Here is a 23,498-nt window from a genome sequence, read left to right on the forward strand (position 1 = left end):
CCCAACCGGAAGGCACGTAGCATAGCTATACGCCCCATTTTCCTGCCACAGCGAATCGATAAATACGGGTTTAGCTAGGCATTTTTACCCTTTCTGCGCGAACAAATACGCACAAACTCGGCCGTAAGCGCACAAAAAAGCCCGGCCTTCAAGGGCCGGGCGGTATGGTTTCCCAGTTCTACGCCTCGCTCATCTGCGGGTACTCATCCCCGGCGTACACCGGGGCCATGTTCTGCTCCTCTTCCTGCGTAAACAGCCGGGAGCGAATCAGAAACCTTACGCCCAGCGGAATTTCCAGCGAGAAGCTGGCGCCGCGGCCTTTCACCACGTCTACCGTCAGCTGGGTGTGCTGCCAGTACTCAAACTGGCTGCGGGTCATGAAAAAGTCGCAGCCGTGGATGCGGCCCAGCCACACGTCGTTGCCGCCGACGCGAAATTCGCCCTTGGCAAAGCACATGGGCGAAGACCCGTCGCAGCAGCCGCCGCTCTGGTGAAACATCAGGGGGCCGTGCTCGTCGCGCAGCAGGTCGATGGTGGCTTCGGCGGCCGGCGTGACGAGTACGCGCGGGGTGGGTTCGGAGGCGGTGGTGGACATGGCGAAAGGAAACGGGATGACGCCGGGCCGGGCGCCGCTACTTGGCGGCGCCGGCGCGGCGGGCGTAGAGGTAGTAGGTGCCGGTTTCGGTGTTTTGCACCAGCAGCTTGCCCTGGCGGCGCTTGCTCATGTTGTAGCGCAGGCGCCGGACGGGGTCGTAGTACCACACCCAGTCGCCGTTTTCGCCCTGGGTGCCGCCGTATACCGGCATGGTGGGCATGCGCACGGGCGCGCTGGGCAGGGCGTACGCCGGCGGCTTCTGCGCCGTGGGCTCCACCACTTGTTTCAGCTCCCAGTCCGGGTTTTGGGCGCCGGGCACGGGCAATTCCTGGGCGTGGCTGGCCGTGGTCAGCAGCACGGCCCCGAGCAGCAGATAACTTTTGGAACAGAGCGACATAGACAAGAACAATGGGTTTAGGTGTATGACGCAGATACCACCGCCACCGTTGCACCCCGGCCCGCTCACCAAACAGGCCGCGCCCACCCCGCACGAAGCAGTGGGCACGGCCTGCGGCAGTCCTACGCAGTGGAGGCGCCAGCAGCTACCAGCCGGGTCGGGCGCGTCCCCACGGATTACATGCGCGCCCGGGCCCCAGCCGGTATCAGCGCGCCCCCACGCGCTGAGAAAGGGTAAGAGGGTATGAGGGTAGGAGTTTAAGAGTTATTAAGGCCGATCAATAACTCCTACCTTCACACCCCCATACCCTGATACCCTACTAGAAGAAGCCCAGCTTCTGCTGGCTGTAGCTGATGAGCATGTTCTTGTTCTGGCGGTAATGCGAGAGCATCATCTTGTGGTTCTCGCGGCCGAAACCGGAGGCCTTATAGCCGCCGAAGGGGGCACCGGCGGGGTAGTCGTGGTAGCAGTTGACCCACACGCGGCCGGCCTGGATGGCGCGGGGCACTTCGTACAGCTCGTGGGCGTCGCGGCTCCACACGCCGGCGCCGAGGCCGTAGAGCGTGTCGTTGGCCAGGGCAATGGCTTCGTCGGTGGTTTTGAAGGTGGTTACGGACACTACCGGGCCGAAGATTTCCTCCTGGAAGATGCGCATCTTGTTGTGGCCCCGGAACACGGTGGGCTGGATGTAGTAGCCCTCGGCCAGGGCGCCGTCTTCCTGCGTGTAAGCGTCGCCGCCGGTCAGCACCTCGGCGCCTTCGGCCTTGCCGATTTCCAGGTAGCTCAGGATTTTCTCGAACTGGTCGTTCGAAGCCTGGGCGCCCATCATGGTTTCCTTGTCGAGCGGGTTGCCGAGCTTGATGGCCTTCACGCGCTCAATCACGCGCTCCATAAACTCGTCGTAGATGTCTTCGTGGACCAGCATGCGCGAGGGGCAGGTGCAGATTTCGCCCTGGTTCAGGGCAAACATCACCGCGCCTTCGATGGCCTTGTCGAGGAAGTCGTCGTCGGCGTCGAGCACCGATTTGAAGAAGATGTTCGGCGACTTACCGCCCAGCTCCATCGTGACGGGAATGAGGTTTTCGGCGGCGTACTGCATGATGAGGCGGCCGGTGGTCGTCTCGCCCGTAAACGACACCTTCTGGATGCGCGGCGAGGAAGCCAGGGGCTTGCCCGCTTCCAGCCCGAAGCCGTTGACCACGTTCACCACGCCGGCCGGAATCAGGTCGCCGATGAGCTCCATCAGCACCATGATGCTGGCGGGCGTCTGCTCGGCGGGCTTCATCACCACGGTGCAGCCGGCGGCCAGGGCCGGGGCCAGCTTCCAGGTAGCCATCAGCAGCGGGAAGTTCCAGGGGATAATCTGGCCCACCACGCCCAGCGGCTCGTTGATGTTCAAGGACACGGTACTGGCGTTCAGCTCGGTAGCCGATCCTTCCTCGGCCCGAATAACGCTGGCGAAGTAGCGGAAGTGGTCGACGACCAGCGGCAGGTCGGCGTTGAGCGTTTCGCGGATGGCCTTGCCGTTTTCCACCGTTTCCACCGCCGCCAAGGCCTCCAGGTTTTCCTCGATGCGGTTGGCAATCTTGTTCAGCATGTTGCTGCGCTCCGTGGCCGAGGTCTTGCCGTAGGTCTTGAAAGCCTCATGCGCGGCGTCGAGGGCCAGCTCGATGTCTTCCTTGGTGCTGCGGGCGACTTTGGTAAAGTTCTTCCCGTCGATGGGCGACGGGTTGTCGAAGTACTGGCCCTTCACCGGCGCCGTCCACTTCCCGCCGATGTAGTTATCGTAGTGGTCCTTGAATTTCGGGCGGGTAACGAGGGTGGTGGTTCTTTCGAGCGTTTCCATGCGGATGGGAAGTATGTGGGGTGATTGGGTAAGCCAATTTCCCCTTATCCTCCCCGAAACTGCTGTACTATTCTCTCATCAAGGTGGCCTATCGTCGCAACTTGAGTAAGTGCTTGCTCACCTCCGCGAAACCAACGGCTGCGCCTCGCGCCCGTTCCTTATATTGCTACTGCCTTTGTTGCTTGAAACGCCCCCGATTTACGCGGTAAAGGCCGGATTTTGGAGGACCGGATGTATACGTTTTCGTCTGTCATCCTGAGCAGAGCGAAGGACCTTATCACGCGAGAACGGGTCGTTGTTACGTCGGTCGTTCCTATTCCATAAGGTCCTTCGCTTTGCTCAGGATGACAGGCACGAAACAAGCTACCAGCTCGCCCTCCCATCCGCAACCATTACCGCTGCTCCGGGTTCTTTCCAGTACCGGAAGTAGCATTTTCAGTTTCAGGCTTCCCCCGCTGCCCATGAGCCGAACCTTGTTGCCCACGCCCATTGCCCTGCACCCGGAAGCCGACCTGACGACGCTGGTCGAGCACCGCACGGTGTACTCGCTCAATGCTTTTGAGCTGAACATCTTCGAGACGCACCAGCAGGCGGCGCAGGTGCCGCTGAGCATGGGCGCGCTGGTGCTGACCACCATGCTGCGCGGCAAGAAAGTGATGCACCTGCCCGGCCGCGACGCCTTCGACTACCTGCCCGGCGAGTCGGTCATCGTGAGCGAGCAGCAGACCATGGTCATCGACTTTCCGGAGGCCGACGAGCAAAACCCTACGCAGTGCCTGGCCGTGGCCATTCCGGCCGATACCATCCGCGGCACCGTTGATATGCTGAACGAGCGGTACCCGCGGGTGGAAGAGCACACGCCCTGGCTTCTCGACGAGCACGCCTACGCCCACCTGCACAACACGCCGGAGCTGACGGGCACGCTGGAGCGCATTATCCGCGTCTCGCAGGAAGACACGGCGGCCAAGGACGTGCTGGCCGGCTTCACCCTGCAGGAGCTGCTGGTGCGCCTGATGCAGACCCAGGCCCGCAAGCTCATCTTCGACAACTACGCCCAGCACCTGACCTCGCACCGCTTCGCCCACGTGGTGCAGCACATCAAGCGCAACCTGGCCGAGCCCCTGCCCATCGAGAAGCTCAGCGAAATGGCCTGCATGAGCAAGGCCACGTTCTTCCGCCTGTTCAAGCGCGAATTCGGCCTCACGCCGGTGGAATTTATTATTCAGGAGCGGCTGAAAGAGGCCAAGCGCCTGCTGCGCCACCCCTTGAGCACCGTGGCCGAGGTGTGCTACCGCACCGGCTTCAACAACCCGGCCTACTTCCAGAAGCTGTTTCGCAAGCACGAAGGGCTGACGCCGGGCGTGTACAAAAAGCAACAGGGCGCGTTGGGCTGAGCCGGCTGCCTGATTCCGGCCTAGCTTTGTGGCATGGCCGACGACCTCGAAACCCTCATCTACAGCTTATCCGACCGGCAGAAAGCCGTATTTGCCGGCCTCGTGTGCGAGCGGCTGCTGCCGCAGTACGAGGCGTTTTGCCGGGCCGTGAGCTGGGGCAGTCCGGCCGTGTACGAGCGGGGCGTAGAGCTGCTCTACAACTCGGCCTTGGGCGAGTTTCACGCGGCCGAAGCCGCCGCGCTGCTGGAAAAGCTGGAGCTGGTCACGCCTGGTCTGCAGGAGTTTGACAGCCCCCTGACCTCCTACGCCGTGGATGCCTGCATTGCCCTGCACGAGGCGCTGCAGTTTCTCACCGACAAGCAGGAAACCCACATCAGCCACTGCGCCACCGCCACGCTCGACAGCGTGGAAGCCTTCGTGCAGCACTACCGGCAGCTCAACCCTGACCAGCGCGGTTTCGAGGCCGCCGTGGCCGCCGACCCGTTCATGCAGGCCGAAGCGGCCCGGCAGCACCGCCTGCTCGATGCCCTGCTCAGCATCCACGAGTTCGACGCGGCCAGCATTCATCAGCTGCGCCGGCTCAACGGCCGCGGCGGCATCGTGGATTTGGCGCGGCTACCAGAGTAGGCAGCCCATCATCCTGAGCGCAGCGAACCGGAGGTCGACGTAGTCAAGGCCCTTCCCCGAACCCTGCACCGCCGCTGTCTACGAAGTGCAGACGCTAATGCCAGAACGACAAAAGCGCAGTTACCTAACGTCAGGGCATTGGTGGCTGCGCTTTTCGGTTGGTGCAGGGCGCGAGCAAGGTCCTTCCTTCGTCAGGATGACGTGCTAGTGCTTGGCTAGAACACCAAACTATAGGGCGCGGCGGCAATGGCTTTTTTGTCTTCGTGCAGCTCTACGCCCAGGATTTCGTGCACGTTCACGCGGATGCGGTTGGCCATCTGGGTTAGCGGCAAGTCGTTGCTGTCCTTGCCGAAGGGGTCCTCGATTTCGTCGCCAATCATTTCGACGCCCAGCAGGGCAAAGGCGCCAAACATGGTAATGGGCACCATGAAATAGCCGTAGGTGGAAAGCAGCACCAGCGGCATGACCACCAAAAACACCGTGATGAAGGCTTTGATAAAGAAGCTGTAGGAAAACGGAATGGGCGTGCGCTGAATCCGTTCGCAGGCACCCGTCACGTCCAGCAGGACTTCGTGGTGGCGCTGAATGGCCAGCAGGTGCACCGGCAGAATCAGCTCCTTGCACAGCAGCTCCTCGTAGAACTCCTGCAAAGTGGCCGCCAGCAGCGAAGGTACGTGCCCCGACTGCCGCAGCCGCTCCATCATGTCGGGGCCGAGGTCCTCCAGCTGCTCGAACCGCACCCCCTCGCGCAGGTGGCCGTCGAGGGCCATCGGGAAATTGGAGAGCAGCTTGGCGAGGTGGAAACGGTTGGCCTGGTCGGTGGCGGGCAGGCGCGCGTGCAGCAGCACGGCCAGGTTGCGGCAGTTGTTGACGAGCTGCCCCCACAGCCGGCGCCCCTCCCAGAACCGGTCGTAAGCCGTGTTGGTGCGGAAGGCCAGCAGCAGGCTCAGCAGGATGCCCAGCAAGGAGAAATACTGCGGGTCGACGGTAAACTTGACGTTCATCACCCCGCGGCCCAAGATGGCAATGGCCAGGCCGTAGAGGCCCAGCAGCAGCACGCGCCGCAGCAGCTTACGGATGATGGCCGACTTGTGCAGGTGGCGGAAGGCTTCCCACCAGTCGCTGGATTTGTATACTATCATGGGCAACAACGGGGCGTAGGCGGCGCCGCAAAGCTACAACCCGCCCTCACAACCGCGCCGGCTGCCCTAGCCGCCGTCGTACGCTATGCCCACGACTTCCACCTGCTCATCCTTGGGCCCGAGACGCAGCGTGAGTACCTGGCCCCGCCGGGCCCCGACGACGGCCCGGGCAATGGGCGCCACAAACGCCACCCGCCCTTCGGCCACCGAAGCCTCATCCACCCCCACGATGGTGAAGCGCCGCTCGGTCGTTGTCTTGCCGCCGGGCTTTGCGCTGTCCACCGGCCGCAGCGTCACCGTGGCCCCGAAGCGCACTTCGTCGGCGGGCTGCTGGCGCGGGTCCACCACTTTGGCGCTGGCCAGGCGGGCATTGAGCTGGCTAAGCTGCCCGTTGAGCAGGCCCAGCTGCCGGGTGCGGTCGGTGTCGTTTTCGCGGTTGGCTTCGGCCTGGCTGCGCTGGGCTTCCAGCTCCGCCAGCTCCTGGCGCAGCTGCTCCAGTCCGCGCGGCGTCACGTAGTTGGGCGTACCCGGCGGCAGCGCCGCCCGCGGCGGAATAATCGGCGGCGCCTGCGAATCGTCTTCTTTTACAAAACCTCGGCTCATGCCTGAGCAAACGGATGCGGGGCCGGTTTGGTGACACAACAGCTTCTGCTTGGACAATCAGTGCCAGTTGTCACAAACGTTTCTATTTTTTATTGAATGTGACTCACGTTGTCACATTCAACTATTTTTTTCATGCAATGTGACAACGTGAGTCACATTCCGTCTTATTTTCTATCAAATGTGACAGCGCCAACGGGTGCATACTACCGCTGAGGTGGTATGCACCCGTTGGCGCTGGTTGCCTATTGATACCTTATTACACGGCACCAACGCCGTACAACGCGCTTACTGCCTCACGACCGGGGCACGTACTGCTCCAGCAGCCCCACGATGCGCTGGGCCCGGGCCGTGTCGCCCGTATCGGCAGCGGCCTGGTAGAGGCGGCTCAGAGTGAGGGCCTGCAGCTGAATTTCGCGCTCGAAGCGGGCCGGCTCGTGGGTGCTGTAGTAAGCCAGGCTCTGCTGGGCGCGGTTGGTGAGCAAATCCATGATGCGGTGGCCGCGCTCGGCCTGCCCCAGCTGCACCAGCGGCGCGGTCAGGTCGGCGGTGTTGTAGTCGAAGGGGATGGTGTCGTCGGGCATCACGCGCAGGCAGCGGTCGATGACCTGCCGGGCGCGGGCGCGGTTGCCATCCTGCATATAAGCCTGGGCCAGGCGGGCAAACTGCTCGCGGTACTGGCCCACGGTGCGGCGCTGGGGCTCGTCGTAGTACACGCGCGGGTTGTTGAGGTTGCGGTACGCGAACTTGCGCATGAGCGAGTCGAAGAGAATTTCGCGGGCCACGTAGCCGATTTCGCCTTTCTGCGCCGCCTTGGCGTCGGGGTTGTCGCAGGGCAGAATGCGGTAGGCCAGGCCTTCGAGCTGCATGTAGGGCGCCAGCCCCGCGTACTCGCCCGGCGACATGTAGGTGGACATGTACACCGGCCGCTGCCAGTTGTTGGTGGCCAGCAGGTCGATGATGGCCAGCTCCTTTTTCTCCATGTAGCCGCCCGAGCCGGCCTGCCACTGCATACGGGCGGTAAGCTGCCCCAGCCGCTCCCGCGGCACGATGCCCAGGCGGCGCACGGCGGCCGTATCCACGTCGAGGAAGAAGTTCTCGGACGGGTACGACAGCAGCGGCCGGCCGTTCTGCGTTTGCACCTGCAGCAGCGGGGAGTTCTGGCGCACCAGCTGCACAAACTCGCGGGCGTTGACGGCCGCCACCGACGGATTCGGCACCAGCGGCAGGTAGTCGTTGGTGCCCTGGGTGTAGTCGGCGTGGGTGAGGCTCAGGGGCAGCGCGGCCGAGGGGCCCATGCGCTGCTTCATCTGGTCGAGGTACCAGTCGGTATTGAGGTAGGGCGACACGGCCACGCGCACGTCGGGGCGGATGCCTTCCACCTGCTGGGCATACCAGAGCGGAAAGGTGTCGTTGTCGCCGGCGGTGATGAGCACGGCGTTGGGGGCTACGCTGCTCAGCACGTTGCGGGCCCAGTCGAGGGCCAGGTAGCGGTCCGAGCGGTTGTGGTCGTCCCAGCCCTCGGCGGCCATGAGGGCCGGCACCACCAGGCCCAGCGCGGTGGCCGCGGCCAGGCGCAGCGCCGGGGCCCGCAGCAGGGTGCGCAGCGCCGCCGCCAGGGCCGGCACGCCCAGCCCGATCCAGATGGCAAAGGCGTAGAACGAGCCCACAAAGGTGTAGTCCCGCTCGCGCGGCTCGATGGGCGGCTGGTTGAGGTACAGCACGATGGCCGCGCCCGTCAGCACGAACAGCAGACCGACCACGGCGGCCCCGCGCCCGTCGCGGCGCAGCTGCAGCAGCAGGCCGGCCAGGCCCAGCAGCAGCGGCAGGGCGTAGTAGTCGTTGCGGGCGCGGGTGGCGGCCAGGTCAGCGGGCAGGCCGTTCTTGGCCGTGCCGGGCCAGAGCACGCCGGCCTGCTGCACGTCCGACTCGCGGCCCACGAAATTCCACAGTAAATAGCGCCCGTACATGTGGCCGAGCTGGTAGCGCACGAGGAAGCTCAGGTTGGCGGCCATCGTGGGCCGCTGCTCGGGCTGCACGTCGACCCACTTCTGATACTCGCGCAGGTGGCCGGGCAGCTGGCTGTAGAGGCGCGGCAGCAGGGTTTTGTCCTCGGCGGCGTACACCGGCTCGGCTTTGCGCTCCACCACCACGTAGCGGCCGTTTTGCCGCTCGTAGCGCGGGGCACCGTCTTCCTGGGCCACGGGCCGGGCGTTCAGCTGGGGGCCGTAAAACAAGGGCCGGCTGCCGTACTGCTCGCGCTTCAGGTAGCTCACAAACGACAGCACGTCCTCGGGGTTATTCTCGTCGATTAGCGGATTGTAGCCCGAGCGGATAGGCACAATCAGGTAGGTGGTGTAGCCGATGAGCACGAAGCACAAGCTCAGCAGGCCGGTGTGCAGCAGGCGCTGCTGCCGGCGCTGGGCCGTGCGCAGGCCGTACGCCAGGCCGCCCACCAGCAGCAGCCCAAACAGCGCCACGCCCGAGTTGTAGGGCAGCCCGAAGGCGTTGACCACCAGCACTTCCAGCTCCCCGGCCAGGGCGGGCAGCCCCGGAATGACGCCCAGCAGCACCGTCAGCACCAGCGCGCCGCTGATGGCCAGCGTAAGCAGCACTCCGCCCCGGGTGGGCGCGGCGTGGCGGCGGAAGTAGTAGATAAGCCCCAGCGCCGGCAAAGCCAGCAGGTTCAGCAGGTGCACCCCGATGCTCAGGCCCATCACGTAGGCAATGAGCACCAGCCATTTGTCCGAATCCGGCTCGGCGGCGCGGTTGTCCCACTTCAGCATCAGCCACAGCACCAGGGCCGTGCCCAGCGACGACAGAGCGTACACCTCCCCTTCCACGGCGCTAAACCAGAACGAGTCGGAAAAGGCAAAGGCCAGGGCGCCCACCACGCCGCTGCCCAGGATGAGCGTGGTCTGTTGGGCCGCGGGCTCGGCGGTGCGACTTTCGGCCGCGCCCAGCACCAGCCGCCGGGCCAGCAGGGTGATGGTCCAGAACAGCAGCAGCACGGTAAAGGCGCTGCTCAGGGCCGAAAGCAGGTTGATGAGCACCGGCACCTTGGCCGCGTCGCCGAAGCTGAGCATGGAAAACAGCCGGCCCAGCAGTAGGAAGGTGGGCGCGCCGGGCGGGTGCGGCACCAGCAGCCGGTGGGCGCTGGCAATAAACTCGCCGCAGTCCCAGAAGCTGACGGTGGGCTCCAGCGTGAGCCAGTAGGCCGTGAGGGCCAGGCCGAACACCAGCCAGCCGAAGAGGTTATTGAGCCTGGAATAAGAGTAGCGCATGAGCCAGCAGGATAAGGTCCGGGCGCGTCAGATGCGGACCGGGGCGCCAGGGTTGCCTGGGCAGCCGGCCCGATTTTGCGGAACGGCACTTTCCCTTTCTCCGCTCAAGCTGAAAAGCCCACGTCAGTGCGCTGACGCCGGCTTTTTCCGTCTTCGATTCTTGAAGTAGCAACGAGCGGCTACCCCAGCCGCCGCAGGCACTGCTGCAGGCTCACCCGCCAGTGCGGAATGCTCAGCCCCAGCTGCTGCTTGGCCTTGCTCTTGTCCAGCACCGAGTAGGCCGGGCGCCGCGCCCGCGTCGGAAACTCGGCCGTGCGGATGGGCACCACCCGGGCCGGCACACCGCTCAGCTCGAAGATGGCCACCGCAAAGTCGTACCACGACGTGACGCCCTCGTTGCTGTAGTGGTAGAGCCCGTAGGCGGTGCTGCCCGTGTCGATGATGTGCAGCAGGGCCGCGGCCAGGTCCACGGCGTAGGTGGGCGTGCCCACCTGGTCCCACACCACCCGCACCTCGCCCCGCTCCCGGCCCAGGCGCAGCATGGTTTTCACGAAGTTGTGGGCAAACTCGGAGTACAGCCAGCCGGTACGCACGATGAAGTGCCGCTCGACCAGGGCTGCCACCGCCTGCTCCCCCTCCAGCTTGGTAAGGCCGTACGCGCCGATGGGCGCGGCTGCGTCGGTTTCCTGCAGGGGCTCATTGGCCGCGCCGGCAAACACGAAATCGGTGGAAACGTGCAGCAGCGTGGCCCCGAACTCCTGGCACAGCCGGGCCAGGGTTGCGGCCCCGTCGCGGTTGATGCGCCGGGCCTGCTCGGGCTCGTCTTCAGCCCGGTCCACGGCCGTGTAGGCGGCGCAGTTGATGCAGTACTGCGGCCGGTGCTGCTCAAACACCCCGCGCAGCGCGGCGGGGTCCAGGATATTGGCCTGCTGTGAACTCAGCAGCACCAGGCCCGGGAGGTTGCGCTCGGCCGCCACGCGCGCCAGGCATTGCCCCAATTGCCCGGAGGCCCCAAAAACCAGAATGCTGCTCATACCAGGTGCGTGTGTCCGGCGGCGAAAATAGCGCGTTCCGGCTTGTGCTGCTTCGGCGTCCTCCGGCGGCCGCGTCCAGGCCGGGCACCTTGCCAAACAGCCAGGCGAGCCGCCCGGTCAGCGGCGTTATTGCCAGCTGCCGCCCAGGGCGCGCACCAGCTGCACGGTGGCGCGCAGCTGCTCGCCGCGGTTCTGGGCCAGCAGCCGGGCCGATTCCAGGCTGACGCGGTTGGCGTCGACGACTTCGAAATAGGAAGTCAGGCCGGTGCGGTAGCGCTCGGCGGTGAGGCGCACGGCCAGGTGGGCGGCGCGCTGGGCGGCTTCCTGGGCCGCGAGCTGCTGCTGCCGAAAGCGCACGTCGGCCAGGGCGGTTTCCACTTCCTGCACGGCCGTGAGGGCCCGCTGCCGGTACTCGGCGGCCAGGGCGTCGTAGCGGGCGGCGGCCACCTGCTGGGTAGCCCGCAGCCGCCCGCCGTTGAAGATGGGAATAGACACCACCCCGCCCACGTAGTAGGTGTAGTTGTCGGCCACCCGGGGCAAATCAGCCAGCTCGGCGCTCTGCGGGCCGATAAAGCCGTTCAGCGACACCGTGGGCAGCCGCGCCAGCCGGGCCACGTCGACGCGGGCGGCGGCGGCGGCCAGCTCCCGCTCGGCGCGCTGCAAATCGGGGCGCTGGGCCAGCAGCGCGGCGGGCAGGGCCACCGGCACGGCGGGCGGCGGGGCGGGCACGCCGGGGCGCGCAGCCAGGGCAAAGGCGCTGGCCGGCCGGCCGACGGCGGCGGCCAGGGCAGCTTCGAGGCCGGCGCGCTGGCGCTGCACGTCGAGCAAGGCGGCTTCTACCAGGGCTAGCTCGCTTTCGGCCCGGCGCAGGGCTATTTCGTTGTCGATGCCGGCTTTGAACCGCGCCTGGGTGAGCTGCACGGCGCGCAGGCGGTCCTGGCGGGTGGTGTCGAGCACGGCCGCGTCGGCGTCGAGGGCACGCAGGCCGAAGTAGTAGGTGGCCGCGTCGGTGGTGAGGGTGAGCTGCACGGTGCGCAAATCGGCTTCGGCGGCCTGGGCGTCGGCGCGGGCGGCCCGGATGCCGCCGCGCAAACGGCCCCACACGTCGGCCTCGTAGCTCGCGTTCAGCGGCACGTAATACTGGGTTTGCAGCACGCCGCGGCGGTTGTTGGCCCCGTCGCCGAGGGCAAACGGGATGGGGCGCAGGCCGGAGAGGCGGGTGCGGTAGGCCTGCGGGTCCAGGGTCAGCTCGGGCAGGCGGTACGAGGTGGCAATGCGCAGATTGGCGCGGGCTTCGTCGACGCGGGCGGCGGCGGCTTGCAGGGTCGGACTGTTAGCCAGGGCCTGCACTTCCAGCGCGGTCAGGTCGGGGTCGGCAAACAGCTCCCACCACGGCGCCACGGCCGGCGACGCCGCCGGTGCGGGCACTTCGGCGGTGGTCAGCGGCTGCGGCACGATGGGCGCGGCCGGGTCGGCGGGCGTTTTCCAGGCGGCGGGCAGCGGCACGGCGGGCGGCTGGTAGCGCGGGCCGCGGGCGCAGCCGCCCAGCCCGCCGAGAGCCAGCAGCAGCGCGGCCACGAGCGGCTTCAGCAAGCAGTACGCGGCGGCCCTTACGCGCGGGCGGCCGTTGACTAGCGACGATGGTGACAAGAGCAGCACGGCGTTAGGGTTTGCCTCGGCCTGATTCACCCGCTGACCCGCCGCGGGCCGCTTGCGCCCCTTGGCGGCTGGGGCCGCCAGGCTGCTTGTCCACGGGCAAGGACTGGCGCGGGCGGTCGGGCTCGTAGAGCGGCTCGGGGCCTTCGGGCTTATCCTTCTTGCCCTTGCCTTTGTTGTCCTTGCCGGCTTCGGCCCGGCGCACTTCCACGGCCAGCCCGTCGCGCAGCGTTTCGCTGGGGTTGATGACCAGCAGCTCCCCGCCCTTCAGGCCCTTGGTTACTTCCACTTCGTCGCCAAAGTCGCGGCCGGGCTCGATGGGCTGGTAGTACACCTTTTGGTTGCGCACCACCACTACGCGCGGCTCCAGCCCACTCGGCACCAGGGCGTTGGCCGATATGACTACGCTCGGCGCCGTGCGCGGCACCCGGAAGCGCACCAGCGCAAACACGCCGGGCTTGAGCTGCTCCCGCGGGTTGGGCACTTTCACCTCGGTGAGCAGGGTGCGGGTGTCGGGCGCGAGGGCACCGGCATCGCGGGAGACGCGGCCGGGGAAAGGCTTATCCGGGAATTCGGGCACGATGACGTCGGCCCCGAGGCCGCGGCGGATGCTGGGCGTGAAGCTCTGCGGCACGTTCACAAAGGCGCGCAGGGTGTCGGTCTGGGCCAGCTTGTAGAGCTGGCTGCCCTCGGCGTTGCTGACGGCAATCAGCCCGCCCAGCTCCACGTTGCGCTCCGTCACGATGCCGCTGAACGGGGCCGTCACGCGGCGGAAGTTGCGCTGGGCCAGCAGCTGGTTCAGCACGGCGCGCTGGGCCTCGTACTGGGCGCGGCCCTGGTCCAGCTCCTGCCGCGAAATGGCGCCCGGCAGGACCACGCTGCGCAGGCGGTTGTAGCTGGTGCGGGCCAGCTCGGCGTTGGCGCGGGCCTCGGTCACGCGCTGGTCCAACTCGGGCGTGGCAATGAGGGCCAGCAGCTGCCCCTTGCGCACCCGCGCCCCGATGTCGGCGTACCAGGCCTCCACGTAGCCGTCGACGCGGGCGAAGATGTAGGTTTCGCGGTTGGCGCGGGTGTTGGCCGACAGCTCCAGGCGGGTGGTGTCGGGGGCCTTCACGGCGGGCTGCACCCGCACCACGGGCTTGGCAATGAGGGTGGCGCGGGCGGCCTTTTTCCGCTCCTGGTTTTTCTTGATGCGCGGAATAATGCCCACCAGCAGCAAGACCACGAACAAGCCGCCCACAATCGACGCTACCAGCCAGAACCGCCGCTTGCTGCGTGGTTTTGGCTGGCCGCTAGCTTTTTCGTCATCCGATTTGGGTTCGGTCTGCGCGTCCGATTCCCGCTCCGTCTTCTCAGCGTCCGATTCCTGCTTCGGCTTCTCAGCAGCTTTGGTTTTTTGCCGCTCCGCGTCTTTTTCTTCCGGCTTATCGTCCGTTTCGGAGGTCTTTTGCGTCTTGCCCGACTCCGTGCCGGTTTCGTCGGGCTTATCGTCCGCGCCAGCTTTGGCCGGGTCAGCTTTACCGTCTTCCGGCTCGTCTTTCCGCTCCGAAACCGGGTTTTCGCCGAAGCGCATGTGGTCCTTGATGGCCTGGCCGGGCTCGTTGTGGTTCACCGGATCGGGCGCGGCGTGGTCATCGGCCGGGGCCGGGTCGTCGATGCCGTGCTCGTCGGCGTGGCGGCGCGGCTGGCCCGCGGCGTCCCCGGCTGGGGCGTCGTCTTCGTCGGGGCGGTCGGGGCTGGGTTTATCGGGCTTATCGGCGGACATGCGGCGGCAAAAACACTAGCTACGAACTCGATACGGAATTAGGCGGCCTGTTTGGCGGGCTGCTCGGCGGCGGCCGGTTTTTTCTTCAGGATGCTGTACATCAGCGGCACGAACAGCAGGGTGGTGAACGTGGCCAGCAGCAGCCCGCCGATGACGGCGCGGGCCAGCGGGGCGTTCTGCTCGCCGCCTTCACCCAGCGCCAACGACATGGGCAGCAGGCCGATAATGGCCGCCAGCGCCGTCATCAGCACCGGCCGCAGGCGGGTAAAGCCCGCGTCCAGGGCTGCGTCGGCGGGGCTTAGCTCGGGGTCGGCTTCCATCCGCTCGTTGGCAAACGACACCACCAGAATGCTGTTAGCCGTGGCAATGCCGATGCACATAATAGCGCCCATCAGGGACGGCACGCTGAAGGTGGTCTGCGTCACGAACAGCATCCACAGCATGCCCGACAGGGCGCCCGGCAGAGCCGTGATGATGATAAACGGCGTCAGCCAGGACTGGAAGTTGACCACCATCAGCAAGTACAGCAGCAGGATGGCGCCCACCAGCCCGAGGCCCAGGCCCAGAAACGAGGTGCGCATGCTCTCCACCTGCCCCCGCACTTCGATAAACGAGCCTTCCGGCAGGTTCAGCTCCAGGCTTTTCACGATGTCGCGGATGTCCTTGCTTACCCCGCCCAGGTCGCGGCCCTCTACGCTGGCGTACACGTCGAGCACGCGCTGAATGTCGTAGTCGCTGACGACGGCGGTGGCCAGCTCGCGGCGGGTGGTGGCGAAGTTGCCCAGCAGCTGCGCCTCGGGCTGCGCTTCGCCGGTGATGCCGATGTTCTTCACGTCGTCGAGCGTAGCCAGGCGGCTGGGCGGCGTCTGCACGGCCACGGTGTAGTTCACCCCCGATTCGGGGTTGAGCCACTGGTTGGGGTTGGTTTGGGTGCTGGAGCTGAGGTTCACCAGCACGTTGTCGGCTACGTCGCTCTGCGAGAGGCCGGCCTGCTGGGCGCGGGTGCGGTCCACGTCCACGCGCAGCTGGGGCACTTTGGTCTGGAAGATAAAAGCATCAACCACGCCCGGCACGGCGGCTATTTTGGCCTGCAGGCGCCGGGCCAGGGCCTCGTTTTCTTCCACCGAGCGGCCCGTCACCTGCACGTCGATGGGCGCGGGCAGGCCGAAGTTGAGTGTCTGGTTGACGATGTCGGCGGGCTGAAAGAAGATTTCCAGGTCGGGGTACTCCTGCTTCACGCGCCGCCGGATTTCGGCAATATAGTCCGCACTCGGCTCGTGCTTTTCCTTCAGGGCCACCAGAATTTCCCCGTCGCCAGGCCCGATAACGGGGTTGTCGCTCAGCAGCAGGTTCACCGGAATATTGGGCAGGCCAATGTTGGACAGGACCATATCCAGCTCCTCGGCCGGAATGACGCGCCGGATCAGCTGCTCCACTTCCCGGAAGCGCCGCTCGGTTTCCTCCAGCCGGGTGCCCGTGGGGGCGCGCACGTGCAGGCGGATCTGCCCGGCATCGACCTTCGGAAAGAAGTCCTGCCCGATAAACGGGTACAGCCCGGCCGACACCACGAACAAGCCCACGAAGCAGCCCACTACCAGCTTGCGGTGCGCCAATGACCAGCGCAGGGCCTCACCGTAGGCGTCGCGCAGGCGGTTGAAGCGCTTCTCGAAGGCCACGTGCACCCGCCAGATCCAGCTTTTCTCAATCTTTTCGGCGCCCTTCTTTTCCTCCTCAGTCAGCGGCGCTTCCTCGGCTTCTGCCTGCGGAGTGTCGCGGGCGGCTTCCTTGTCCAGCTCGGCGGCGCGCAGGCGCTGCAGACCTTTTTCAGCCTCGCTCACCGGCTTTCCGTTGCGGATTTCCTGGCTGGGCACCCGCTCCGGCCCCTGCTGGTGGTAGATGGGCAGCTCCTTGCGCATGAACACCGAAGCCATGGTGGGCAGCAGGGTGCGCGAAAGCAGGTACGACACGAACAGCACGATAATCACCGTGGTAGCCAGCGGGGTGAAAATGTCGGCCGCCACGCCCGTGAGGAAGAAAATGGGCACGAACACGATGGCCAGCCCCAGCGTGGACACCAGTGCTGGCAGGGCCACTTCGCTGGCGCTGTCGAGGATGGATTTCTTCACGCCCTTGCCCATGCTCATGTTGCGGTGCAGGTTTTCCACCTCCACCGTGGCGTCGTCCACTAGGTTGCCGATGCTCATGGCCAGCCCGCTCAGCGTCATAATGTTGAGCGTTTGGCCTAGCCCGTACAGGATGGTGATGGTCAGCAGCGCCGCCAGCGGAATACTGAGCGTAATCATGCCCGTGGAGCGCCAGGAGCCCAGAAACAGCAGAATCATCAGGCCCGTCAGCGCCGCCGCCGTCAGCCCTTCGATGACCACGCCGCTGATGGCTGAGCGCACGAAAAACGACTGGTCGAAGAGCAGCTTCACGTCGAGGCCGGGCGGGGCAGTTTTCAGCACCTGAGGCAGCTCCTCCTTGATGCCGTTGATAACGTCGAGGGTGCTGGCAATGCCGCTTTTGAGGATGGGAATGACGGCCGTGCGCTTGCCGTCCTGGCGCACCAGGTTGTTTTGCACCGCCGCGCCCTCGTGCACGAAAGCCACGTCGCGGATGTACACCGGTACGCCGTCGACGGTCTTGATGGGCAAATCATTCAGCGTCTGGATCATCTCCGGACTGCTATTGAGCCGCACGTCATACTCCCGGTCGCCGATTTTGGCCACGCCCGCGGGCAGAATCACGTTCTGGCTGATGAGCGTGTTGACCACGTCGTTGCCGGAGAGGCCCTTGCCGGCCAGCGCCTCGGGGTCCAGGTCCACCATGATCTGCTTGCGCCGGCCGCCGTTGGGCACCAGCAGGGAGGCGCCCTTCACCACCGCCAGCCCGGGGCGAATAAACGAGCTGCTCGCGTCGTAGAGGTCCGCCTCGCCCAGCGTTTCGGAGCTGAGGCTGGCCTGGGCAATGGGCACGTTGGAGGCCGAGTAGCGGATAATCAGCGGGGCGCCGATGCCCTCGGGCAGGCTGCGCAGGATGGTGGCCGTAATGGCCGTGAGCTGGGCCACGCCGGCCTCGGGGTCGGTGCCGGGCTGGAAAAACACCTTGATCAGCCCCACGCCCTTGATGGAGCGCGACTCCAGGTGCTCGATGTTGTTGACGGTGGTGGTGTAGATGCGCTGGTTGATGTTGAGCACGCGCTTGTTCATCTCCTCGGCGCTCATGCCCTCGTAGCGCCACACCACGCCCACCACCGGGATGTTGACCTCCGGGAAAATGTCCACCGCCATGGTCAGCACGCTCGCCACGCCGGCCGCTACGATGAGCAGGGCCATGACGACAAAGGTGTATGGGCGCGCCAGCGCGATTCGGACTATCCACATAAGCTCTGCGGCAACGCCGGCACGGGGGCACCGGCTCAGTGCTTCAAGCCCATACGGAGAATGCGTGGGAACAGTCGAAATGCCCTGCCGGGTAGTGTGTTACCGCCGCTTATTGTCGATGGGGCGGAACTGCCGCTCGCGGGGCTGCTTCTCGGTGAGGTAGCGCCAGTAGCGCTTAGGCATGTGGCGCCGGTGCAGCTTCACGTTGCGGCGCTCGGGAATATTGACGTGGTCGAAGTAGGCCTGCCAGAGCACCTGGAACAGCGGCTCCCGCTCGTCCAGCACCGCCGCCGATACGGCGCTGCTACCCGCCGCCACCGCGTCCACGGCCGCGTCGAAGCTCACCACGTCGGTGCGGTGCAGGTCGTAGTAGAGGCCGTAGCGGCGGCGCCGGTCAAAGATGAGCCAGCGCTGGTCGGCGTAGCGCTTGGTAAAGTGCTCGGCAATGAGGGGCAGCACGTCGAAATCGGGCTCGATGCTGGCGTGAAACAGCCCGTCCTGGGTCCGCTCGAAGCGCACAAAAGCTTCCATGCGGTGCTTCTCGCGAAACAGCTGCTTGTTGATTTCGGCCACCGTGCGCACCGTGTCGTCGGCGAAATTCTCGCTGATGTCCTGCCCGCCCGCCTCAATGGCCTGCTGCACGTAGCGGAAAATGAGCAGTTCCCGGTCGGGGCGCTCCGAGAGAAACGTCTTGTACAGATTGGTGCGCGCCTCGGCCGGCATGTGCCGCAGCAGCCCTTCCCACACCCGCCGGGCCTGGGCCTCGTCGGTGGGTACGAAGTGCGTCTCGCTGAACAGCCCGCCCTGGGCCCCACCCTCGGGCTGAATGGCTTCGGGCCAGCGGCGGGTTTGCCAGCAGGTGAGCAGCACCGTCAGCAGCCCGTCGAAGGAGCCGTCGTAGGTGAAGCGGGCGGCACGGTCGAAGCCCGGTGGCAGGGCGCCGCCCGGCCGGAGCGCGGTAACGGCTGGCCGGGCCGGCAGGCCGGGCGCCCGGTGGGATAAAGAAGTAATGCGCGGCTTTTTCACGGATAGTAGCGGGGTGGCCTCGATGGTCTGAGGTGTGGAGAGGCCGGGTTAGCGGGCCGGCTGAAGGGTCGGCTTTTATCGGTAGGTCTCAGGGGTGAGTTGCAAAGTGCGCCAGCAGCAGTTCGTTCACCCGGTCGGCCTCTTCGTGCTGCACCCAGTGCGTGGCCTGGTCGAAGTAGGTCAGCCGGCCCTGGGCGCAGTACTGCAGGCTTTCGGCGGCCATTTCGGCTTCCAGAAAGGCGTCGCGGCGGCCCCAGATGAGCTGCAGCGGCACCGCGACGCGCCCGGCCTGGACGCTGCTACCCCGGCGCGCGGCGGCGCGGTACCAGTGAATCATGCTGCGCATGGCCCCGGGCTGGCTCCAGGCCAGGCGGTAGCGGCGCAAATCGTCGGGGCCGAAGGTGCCGCGGCGACTGGTGCCGGTGAGGCTCCGGCGCCCGGCCCACCAGTAGTGCAGGCGGGCTAGCTGCTCGGGCAGCCAGGGCAGCTGGAAGAAAAAGGCGTACCAGCTGCGGAGCCGTTGCCGGCCGCTGCGCCGCAGCGTGCGGGCAAATACCGCCGGGTGGGGCACGTTCAGAATAGCCACCCGGGCCAGCCGCTCGGGGTGCCGCGCCGCCAGGTGCCAGGCCACGATACCGCCCCAGTCGTGGCCCACCACCCCGGCCCGCTCCGCGCCCGCCGCGTCCAGCAGGCCCAGCACGTCGGCAACCAGCTCCTCCACGGCGTAGGCGGCCACGCGGCGAGGCTTGGCGGAGAGGTTGTAGCCGCGCTGATCGGGCGCCCACACCCGGTAGCCGGCGGCGGCCAGGGCCGGAATCTGCCGGTGCCAGCCGTACCAGAACTCCGGGAAGCCGTGCAGCAGCACTATGAGCGGGCCATCGAGCGGACCGCACTGCACCACGTGCAGGCGCACGCCGTTGGTTTCGACGTAGTGGTCTTCCAGGGAATACTGCATCCCCCCTATACGACGCCGCTGCCCCGGATTGATACGGCCGAGCCCGAGCTGAAGCTCCGCCGCGCGCCCCGGCTACCAATCCGGGGTGGGCCGGCCGCGGAAACGGCGCCGTACCGGTTGGGCCGGAGCGTACCGGCTTTAAGCAGCTTCGGCCGGGCGCTGCTGGGCGGCTAGCTGCGCCCGGCGCTCCTGCAGCTGCTGGCGCACGATGGGCAGCAGCTCGGAGAGCTTGCAGCAGCAGGCCATGCGGGCCACTTTGTCGGCTTCGTCGAGCGAGGGGCCCAGGGGCAGCGCGGGTTGCTGGTGGTCGAGAATAGTCATGGCGGTTGTCGAGAGAAGAGAGGTTGCTAGGGTTGAGCGGTCCGTCAGCCGGCCTGGCGGAACAGGTCGAGCTGGGGCGAGACGAGGTCGGGAGCGGTGACGATGGTGGGCTCGGGCGCGAACAGGTCGAGCTGGCGCTTCACGAGGGCCGAGCGGGTTTGCCCGTCGCCGTAGAGGATTTTGCGGCGCACGGTCTGCTCGTCGTACTCGCGCTTTTCCAGGGCCATGCCGCGGCAGGTGATGAAGTAGCGCGCCCGGCGCAGCACCACCCCGAACTTGTGCAGGTGGTCGAGGGTGAGCGGGGCAAAGCGGCGGGCCGCCACGATGCGCTTGGCCGACTTCATGCCGATGCCCGGCACGCGCAGGATCAGCTCGTAGTCGGCCGTGTTCACGTCGACGGGGAAGACGTGGCGGTGGCGCAGGGCCCAGGCCAGCTTCGGGTCGATTTCCAGGTCGAGGTGGGGATGCGCCGGGTCCAGGATTTCGTTGGCGTCGAAGCCGTAGAAGCGCATCAGCCAGTCGCTCTGGTACAGGCGGTGCTCCCGCATCAGCGGCGGCTGCACCACCTGGGGCAGGCGCTGGTCGCCGCTCACGGGCACGTAGCCCGAGTAGTACACGCGCTTGAGGCCGTAGCCCTTGTAGAGGCTGTCGGTGAGCTGGATGATCTGGTGGTCGGTTTCGGGCGAGGCGCCCACCACGAGCTGGGTGGTCTGGCCGGCGGGGGCAAACTGCGGCGCTTTCTTAAACAGCTCCCGCTCCTCGCGGTTCTGGGCCACCTTGCTCTGAATCTGGCCCATCGGGGTCAGAATCTCGGCGTAGTTTTTCTCCGGCGCCAGCGTGGTCAAACTCAGCTCCGAGGGCAGCTCGATGTTGACGCTGAGGCGGTCGGCGTACAGGCCGGCTTCCTGAATCAGCTCCTCTGAGGCGCCGGGAATGGTTTTGAGGTGGATGTAGCCGTTGAACTTCTCCTCGGTGCGCAGCTTCTTGCAGATGCGCACCAGCCGCTCCATGGTGTAGTCGGGCGAGGAGAAGATGCCGCTGCTCAGAAACAGGCCCTCGATGTAGTTGCGGCGGTAGAAGTTCATGGTCAAATCCACCACTTCCTCCACCGTAAAGGCGGCGCGCTTCACGTCGTTCGATTTGCGCGAGACGCAGTAGGCGCAGTCGAAAATGCAGTGGTTGGTGAGCAGAATCTTCAGCAACGATACGCAGCGGCCGTCCTCGGTGTAGGAGTGGCAGATGCCCATGCCCTCGGCGTTGCCCAGGCCCTTGTTCTCGTTTTTCCGCTTGCCGCCGCTGCTGGAGCAGGAGGCGTCGTACTTGGCGGCATCGGCCAAAATGCTTAGCTTTTCTATGATTCGCTCGTTCATCTGCGGGCTGCGCTTCTGGGTTGTAAAGAACCAGAAAAACGCCCTTTTGCGCAACTCAGTTCCAGAATTTTTGGGACTAATTTTTTTAGAAAACACATTCCCGTAACGGTCCGCGCAAACGGCCCGGCGCGGGGTTTCGTATCTTCGGCAGCAGCGCCCCGCTCTCCGGGGCCGCCGCCCGCTCGTGTTTAATTCTTTGCCGCGCTTTTTTTTCCTCCTGCTGCTTGGGGTGCTGCTGGCCCTGGCACCCGCCCGCCGGGCCCGGGCGCAGCAGCCCGTTCCCATCCTCCCCGCCGATACGGTGCGCCGCCCCACCACCGGGCCGGCCGTCGACTCTTTGCGGCGGCGCTTCGACGAGCAACGCTTCCTGGGCGGGCTCAAGGCCTACACCAAGCGCAAAACCATCCTGGGCAAGGCCGCGGCGGCCATTTTCAACTTCACCGAGCGCCGCGAGGAGCAGGGCGGCCTCGACGCCACGCTGCTCGATAGGCAGTACGACCGGCACAACTACAAAATCGTGCGGCGGGTGGAGGTGAAGACCCTCGACGCCTTTGGCTACAACATCAACGACTCGACGCGGGTGCCGCGCAACATCCTGGAGAAGGGCGGCAACGCGCTGCACATCAAAACGGCCCGGCGCAAGATCCGCAAGCTGCTCTTGTTTCGCCCCGGCGAGGAATTGCAGCCGCTGGCCTTGTCGGAAACCGAGCGTCTGCTGCGCCAGACCAACTTCCTGCTCGACGCGCGGGTGGTGGTAAACGAGCGGACCTCGACCAAGGACAGCGTCGACATCAAGGTCATTACCAAGGACGTGTTCAGCCTCAGCGCGGGCCTGCAGATTCGGGACGTGGGCGCGGGCCTGCTCACGCTGCGCGACAAGAACTTCCTGGCCCGGGGCCACGACTTCCGCAACCGCCTCGACTACGGCCTCTCCGACCCGCAGGGCTGGCGCTACCAGGGCAGCTACACCGTGCCGCTGCGCAACTATCTGGGCGTGCAGGCGCGCTACCGCAACCAGTGGCAGTACGAGGAAATGGCCGCCTCCATTTACCGCGGCTTCGTGTCGGTAAACACGCGCTACGCCTACGCCCTGAACCTGACGCGCTTCAACCAGGGCGTGCAGCGCACCTTCCCCGACGACGGCAGCCTGCCCGAGTACGACCCGCTGCGCAGCTCCGTGGCCGACGCCTGGGTGGGCCGCGCCTTCCAGCCCCGCTCCTACGACCTGGGCTACGAAAACCCGGCCCGCATCATCGTGGCGGCCCGGGCCCTGCGCACCGACTACTACGCCCGCCCCGACGCCACCTGGCAGCCCAGCAGCATCGGGCTGCTGAGCCTGGGCTACAGCGTGCGCCACTACTATAAAGACCGGTACCTGTTCGGCTTCGGCCGCACCGAGGACGTGCCCACCGGCTCCCTGCTCACCCTCACCGGCGGCTACGAAATGCGGCCCACGGCCTCGCAGCCCTACCTGGCCAGCCGGGTGGCGCTGGCCGGCTTCAACCCCCTGCGCGGCTACTTGTACGTGAGCGGGGAATACGGCCGCTACCTGCGCAGCGGCGAGTGGAAGGAGGGCGCCTTTACCAGCGAAATCCTGGCCTTTACGCGCCTTTACCACACCGGCAACTGGCAGTGGCGGCACTTCTTCTGGCACCGCGGCATCATCGGCATCGACCGCGCCCCCGACAACCTGCTGCTCAGCATTGCCGGGGAGCGGGGCCTGCGCGGCTTCCGCGACGACGGCGTGCTGCGCGGCATCAGCCGCTTCGTGGTCAGCTACGAGGCCAACGTGTTTACACCGGTGTCGTTTCTGGGCTTCCGCGTGGCCGGCATTGCCTGGGCCGATGCGGGCTGGCTGAGCACCAACGGCCGCACCTCGCCCTTCCAGGGCAAGCCCTACACCGGCTTCGGCATGGGGCTGCGCCTGCGCAACGAGTACCTGGCCGTCAATACCATCCAGATTCTGTTCGGCTTCTACCCGCGGGGCATCGACGACGGCAGCGGCACCCGCCTGTTTCAGAGCACCCGCCCGTTCTACCGCTTCAACGACTTCAGCTTCGGCCAGCCCGGCATCGTGCGCTACGACGGGGATTTGTAGGTAGG

The 23,498-nt window shown here is 66.1% G+C and carries 17 protein-coding genes; 3 read left to right on the top strand and 14 right to left on the bottom strand.

Annotated features, from left to right (window positions below; all coding sequences use genetic code 11):
• Window positions 1-178 precede the first annotated feature (178 nt).
• The 3 genes from EJV47_RS08945 to EJV47_RS08955 all read right to left on the bottom strand — a co-directional run bounded on the left by EJV47_RS08945 (window position 179) and on the right by EJV47_RS08955 (window position 2,838).
• The gene (locus EJV47_RS08945; RefSeq protein WP_126692811.1) at window positions 179-595 is read right to left on the bottom strand and encodes a DUF779 domain-containing protein; all 417 of its coding nucleotides are present in this window, start codon (window positions 593-595) and stop codon (window positions 179-181) included.
• 37 nt (window positions 596-632) lie between these two features.
• Entirely contained in the window at window positions 633-992 is a 360-nt protein-coding gene (locus tag EJV47_RS08950; protein ID WP_126692812.1) for a hypothetical protein, read from the bottom strand.
• A gap of 319 nt (window positions 993-1,311) precedes the next feature.
• Entirely contained in the window at window positions 1,312-2,838 is a 1,527-nt protein-coding gene (locus EJV47_RS08955; protein WP_126692813.1) for an aldehyde dehydrogenase family protein, read from the bottom strand.
• Window positions 2,839-3,299: 461 nt separating this feature from the next.
• Here EJV47_RS08955 and EJV47_RS08960 point away from each other — a divergent pair, with 461 nt between their 5' ends.
• On the top strand, window positions 3,300-4,232 hold the full coding sequence (locus EJV47_RS08960; RefSeq protein WP_126692814.1) for an AraC family transcriptional regulator: 933 nt from the start codon (window positions 3,300-3,302) through the stop codon (window positions 4,230-4,232).
• Window positions 4,233-4,265: 33 nt separating this feature from the next.
• The gene (locus EJV47_RS08965) at window positions 4,266-4,859 is read left to right on the top strand and encodes a DUF416 family protein (protein ID WP_126692815.1); all 594 of its coding nucleotides are present in this window, start codon (window positions 4,266-4,268) and stop codon (window positions 4,857-4,859) included.
• 215 nt (window positions 4,860-5,074) lie between these two features.
• Here the strand turns inward: EJV47_RS08965 and EJV47_RS08970 are convergent, their stop codons facing one another.
• The 11 genes from EJV47_RS08970 to EJV47_RS09020 form a co-directional block, all read right to left on the bottom strand.
• Complete coding sequence (locus EJV47_RS08970) at window positions 5,075-6,001, bottom strand: bestrophin family protein (protein ID WP_126692816.1); 927 nt, start codon at window positions 5,999-6,001, stop codon at window positions 5,075-5,077.
• Window positions 6,002-6,067: 66 nt separating this feature from the next.
• Window positions 6,068-6,604, bottom strand: a complete 537-nt coding sequence (locus EJV47_RS08975) for a GreA/GreB family elongation factor (protein WP_126692817.1) — start codon at window positions 6,602-6,604, stop codon at window positions 6,068-6,070.
• 293 nt (window positions 6,605-6,897) lie between these two features.
• Entirely contained in the window at window positions 6,898-9,885 is a 2,988-nt protein-coding gene (locus EJV47_RS08980; RefSeq protein ID WP_126692818.1) for a glycosyltransferase family 117 protein, read from the bottom strand.
• A 179-nt stretch (window positions 9,886-10,064) separates the two neighbouring features.
• On the bottom strand, window positions 10,065-10,919 hold the full coding sequence (gene rfbD / locus EJV47_RS08985) for a dTDP-4-dehydrorhamnose reductase (RefSeq protein ID WP_126692819.1): 855 nt from the start codon (window positions 10,917-10,919) through the stop codon (window positions 10,065-10,067).
• 126 nt (window positions 10,920-11,045) lie between these two features.
• Entirely contained in the window at window positions 11,046-12,512 is a 1,467-nt protein-coding gene (locus EJV47_RS08990; protein WP_165903673.1) for an efflux transporter outer membrane subunit, read from the bottom strand.
• 70 nt (window positions 12,513-12,582) lie between these two features.
• Window positions 12,583-14,340, bottom strand: a complete 1,758-nt coding sequence (locus EJV47_RS08995; protein ID WP_126692821.1) for an efflux RND transporter periplasmic adaptor subunit — start codon at window positions 14,338-14,340, stop codon at window positions 12,583-12,585.
• A 38-nt stretch (window positions 14,341-14,378) separates the two neighbouring features.
• Entirely contained in the window at window positions 14,379-17,723 is a 3,345-nt protein-coding gene (locus tag EJV47_RS09000) for an efflux RND transporter permease subunit (RefSeq protein ID WP_126692822.1), read from the bottom strand.
• Between the two features lie 99 nt (window positions 17,724-17,822).
• Entirely contained in the window at window positions 17,823-18,749 is a 927-nt protein-coding gene (locus tag EJV47_RS09005; RefSeq protein WP_243651080.1) for a TIGR03915 family putative DNA repair protein, read from the bottom strand.
• A gap of 88 nt (window positions 18,750-18,837) precedes the next feature.
• Window positions 18,838-19,704 (bottom strand): alpha/beta fold hydrolase, encoded by an 867-nt coding sequence (locus tag EJV47_RS09010; protein ID WP_126692823.1) that lies wholly within the window; start codon window positions 19,702-19,704, stop codon window positions 18,838-18,840.
• Window positions 19,705-19,842: 138 nt separating this feature from the next.
• On the bottom strand, window positions 19,843-20,025 hold the full coding sequence (locus EJV47_RS09015) for a hypothetical protein (protein WP_126692824.1): 183 nt from the start codon (window positions 20,023-20,025) through the stop codon (window positions 19,843-19,845).
• A 44-nt stretch (window positions 20,026-20,069) separates the two neighbouring features.
• Window positions 20,070-21,395, bottom strand: coding sequence for a putative DNA modification/repair radical SAM protein (locus tag EJV47_RS09020; protein ID WP_126692825.1), 1,326 nt, complete (start codon window positions 21,393-21,395; stop codon window positions 20,070-20,072).
• Window positions 21,396-21,579: 184 nt separating this feature from the next.
• Between EJV47_RS09020 and EJV47_RS09025 the strand changes: the two genes are divergently transcribed.
• Complete coding sequence (locus tag EJV47_RS09025) at window positions 21,580-23,493, top strand: BamA/TamA family outer membrane protein (RefSeq protein WP_126692826.1); 1,914 nt, start codon at window positions 21,580-21,582, stop codon at window positions 23,491-23,493.
• Window positions 23,494-23,498 lie beyond the last annotated feature (5 nt).

Origin of the sequence: Hymenobacter gummosus, assembly GCF_003970915.1 — a bacterium.
In the GTDB taxonomy this organism is placed as follows: Bacteria; Bacteroidota; Bacteroidia; order Cytophagales; family Hymenobacteraceae; genus Solirubrum; species Solirubrum gummosum.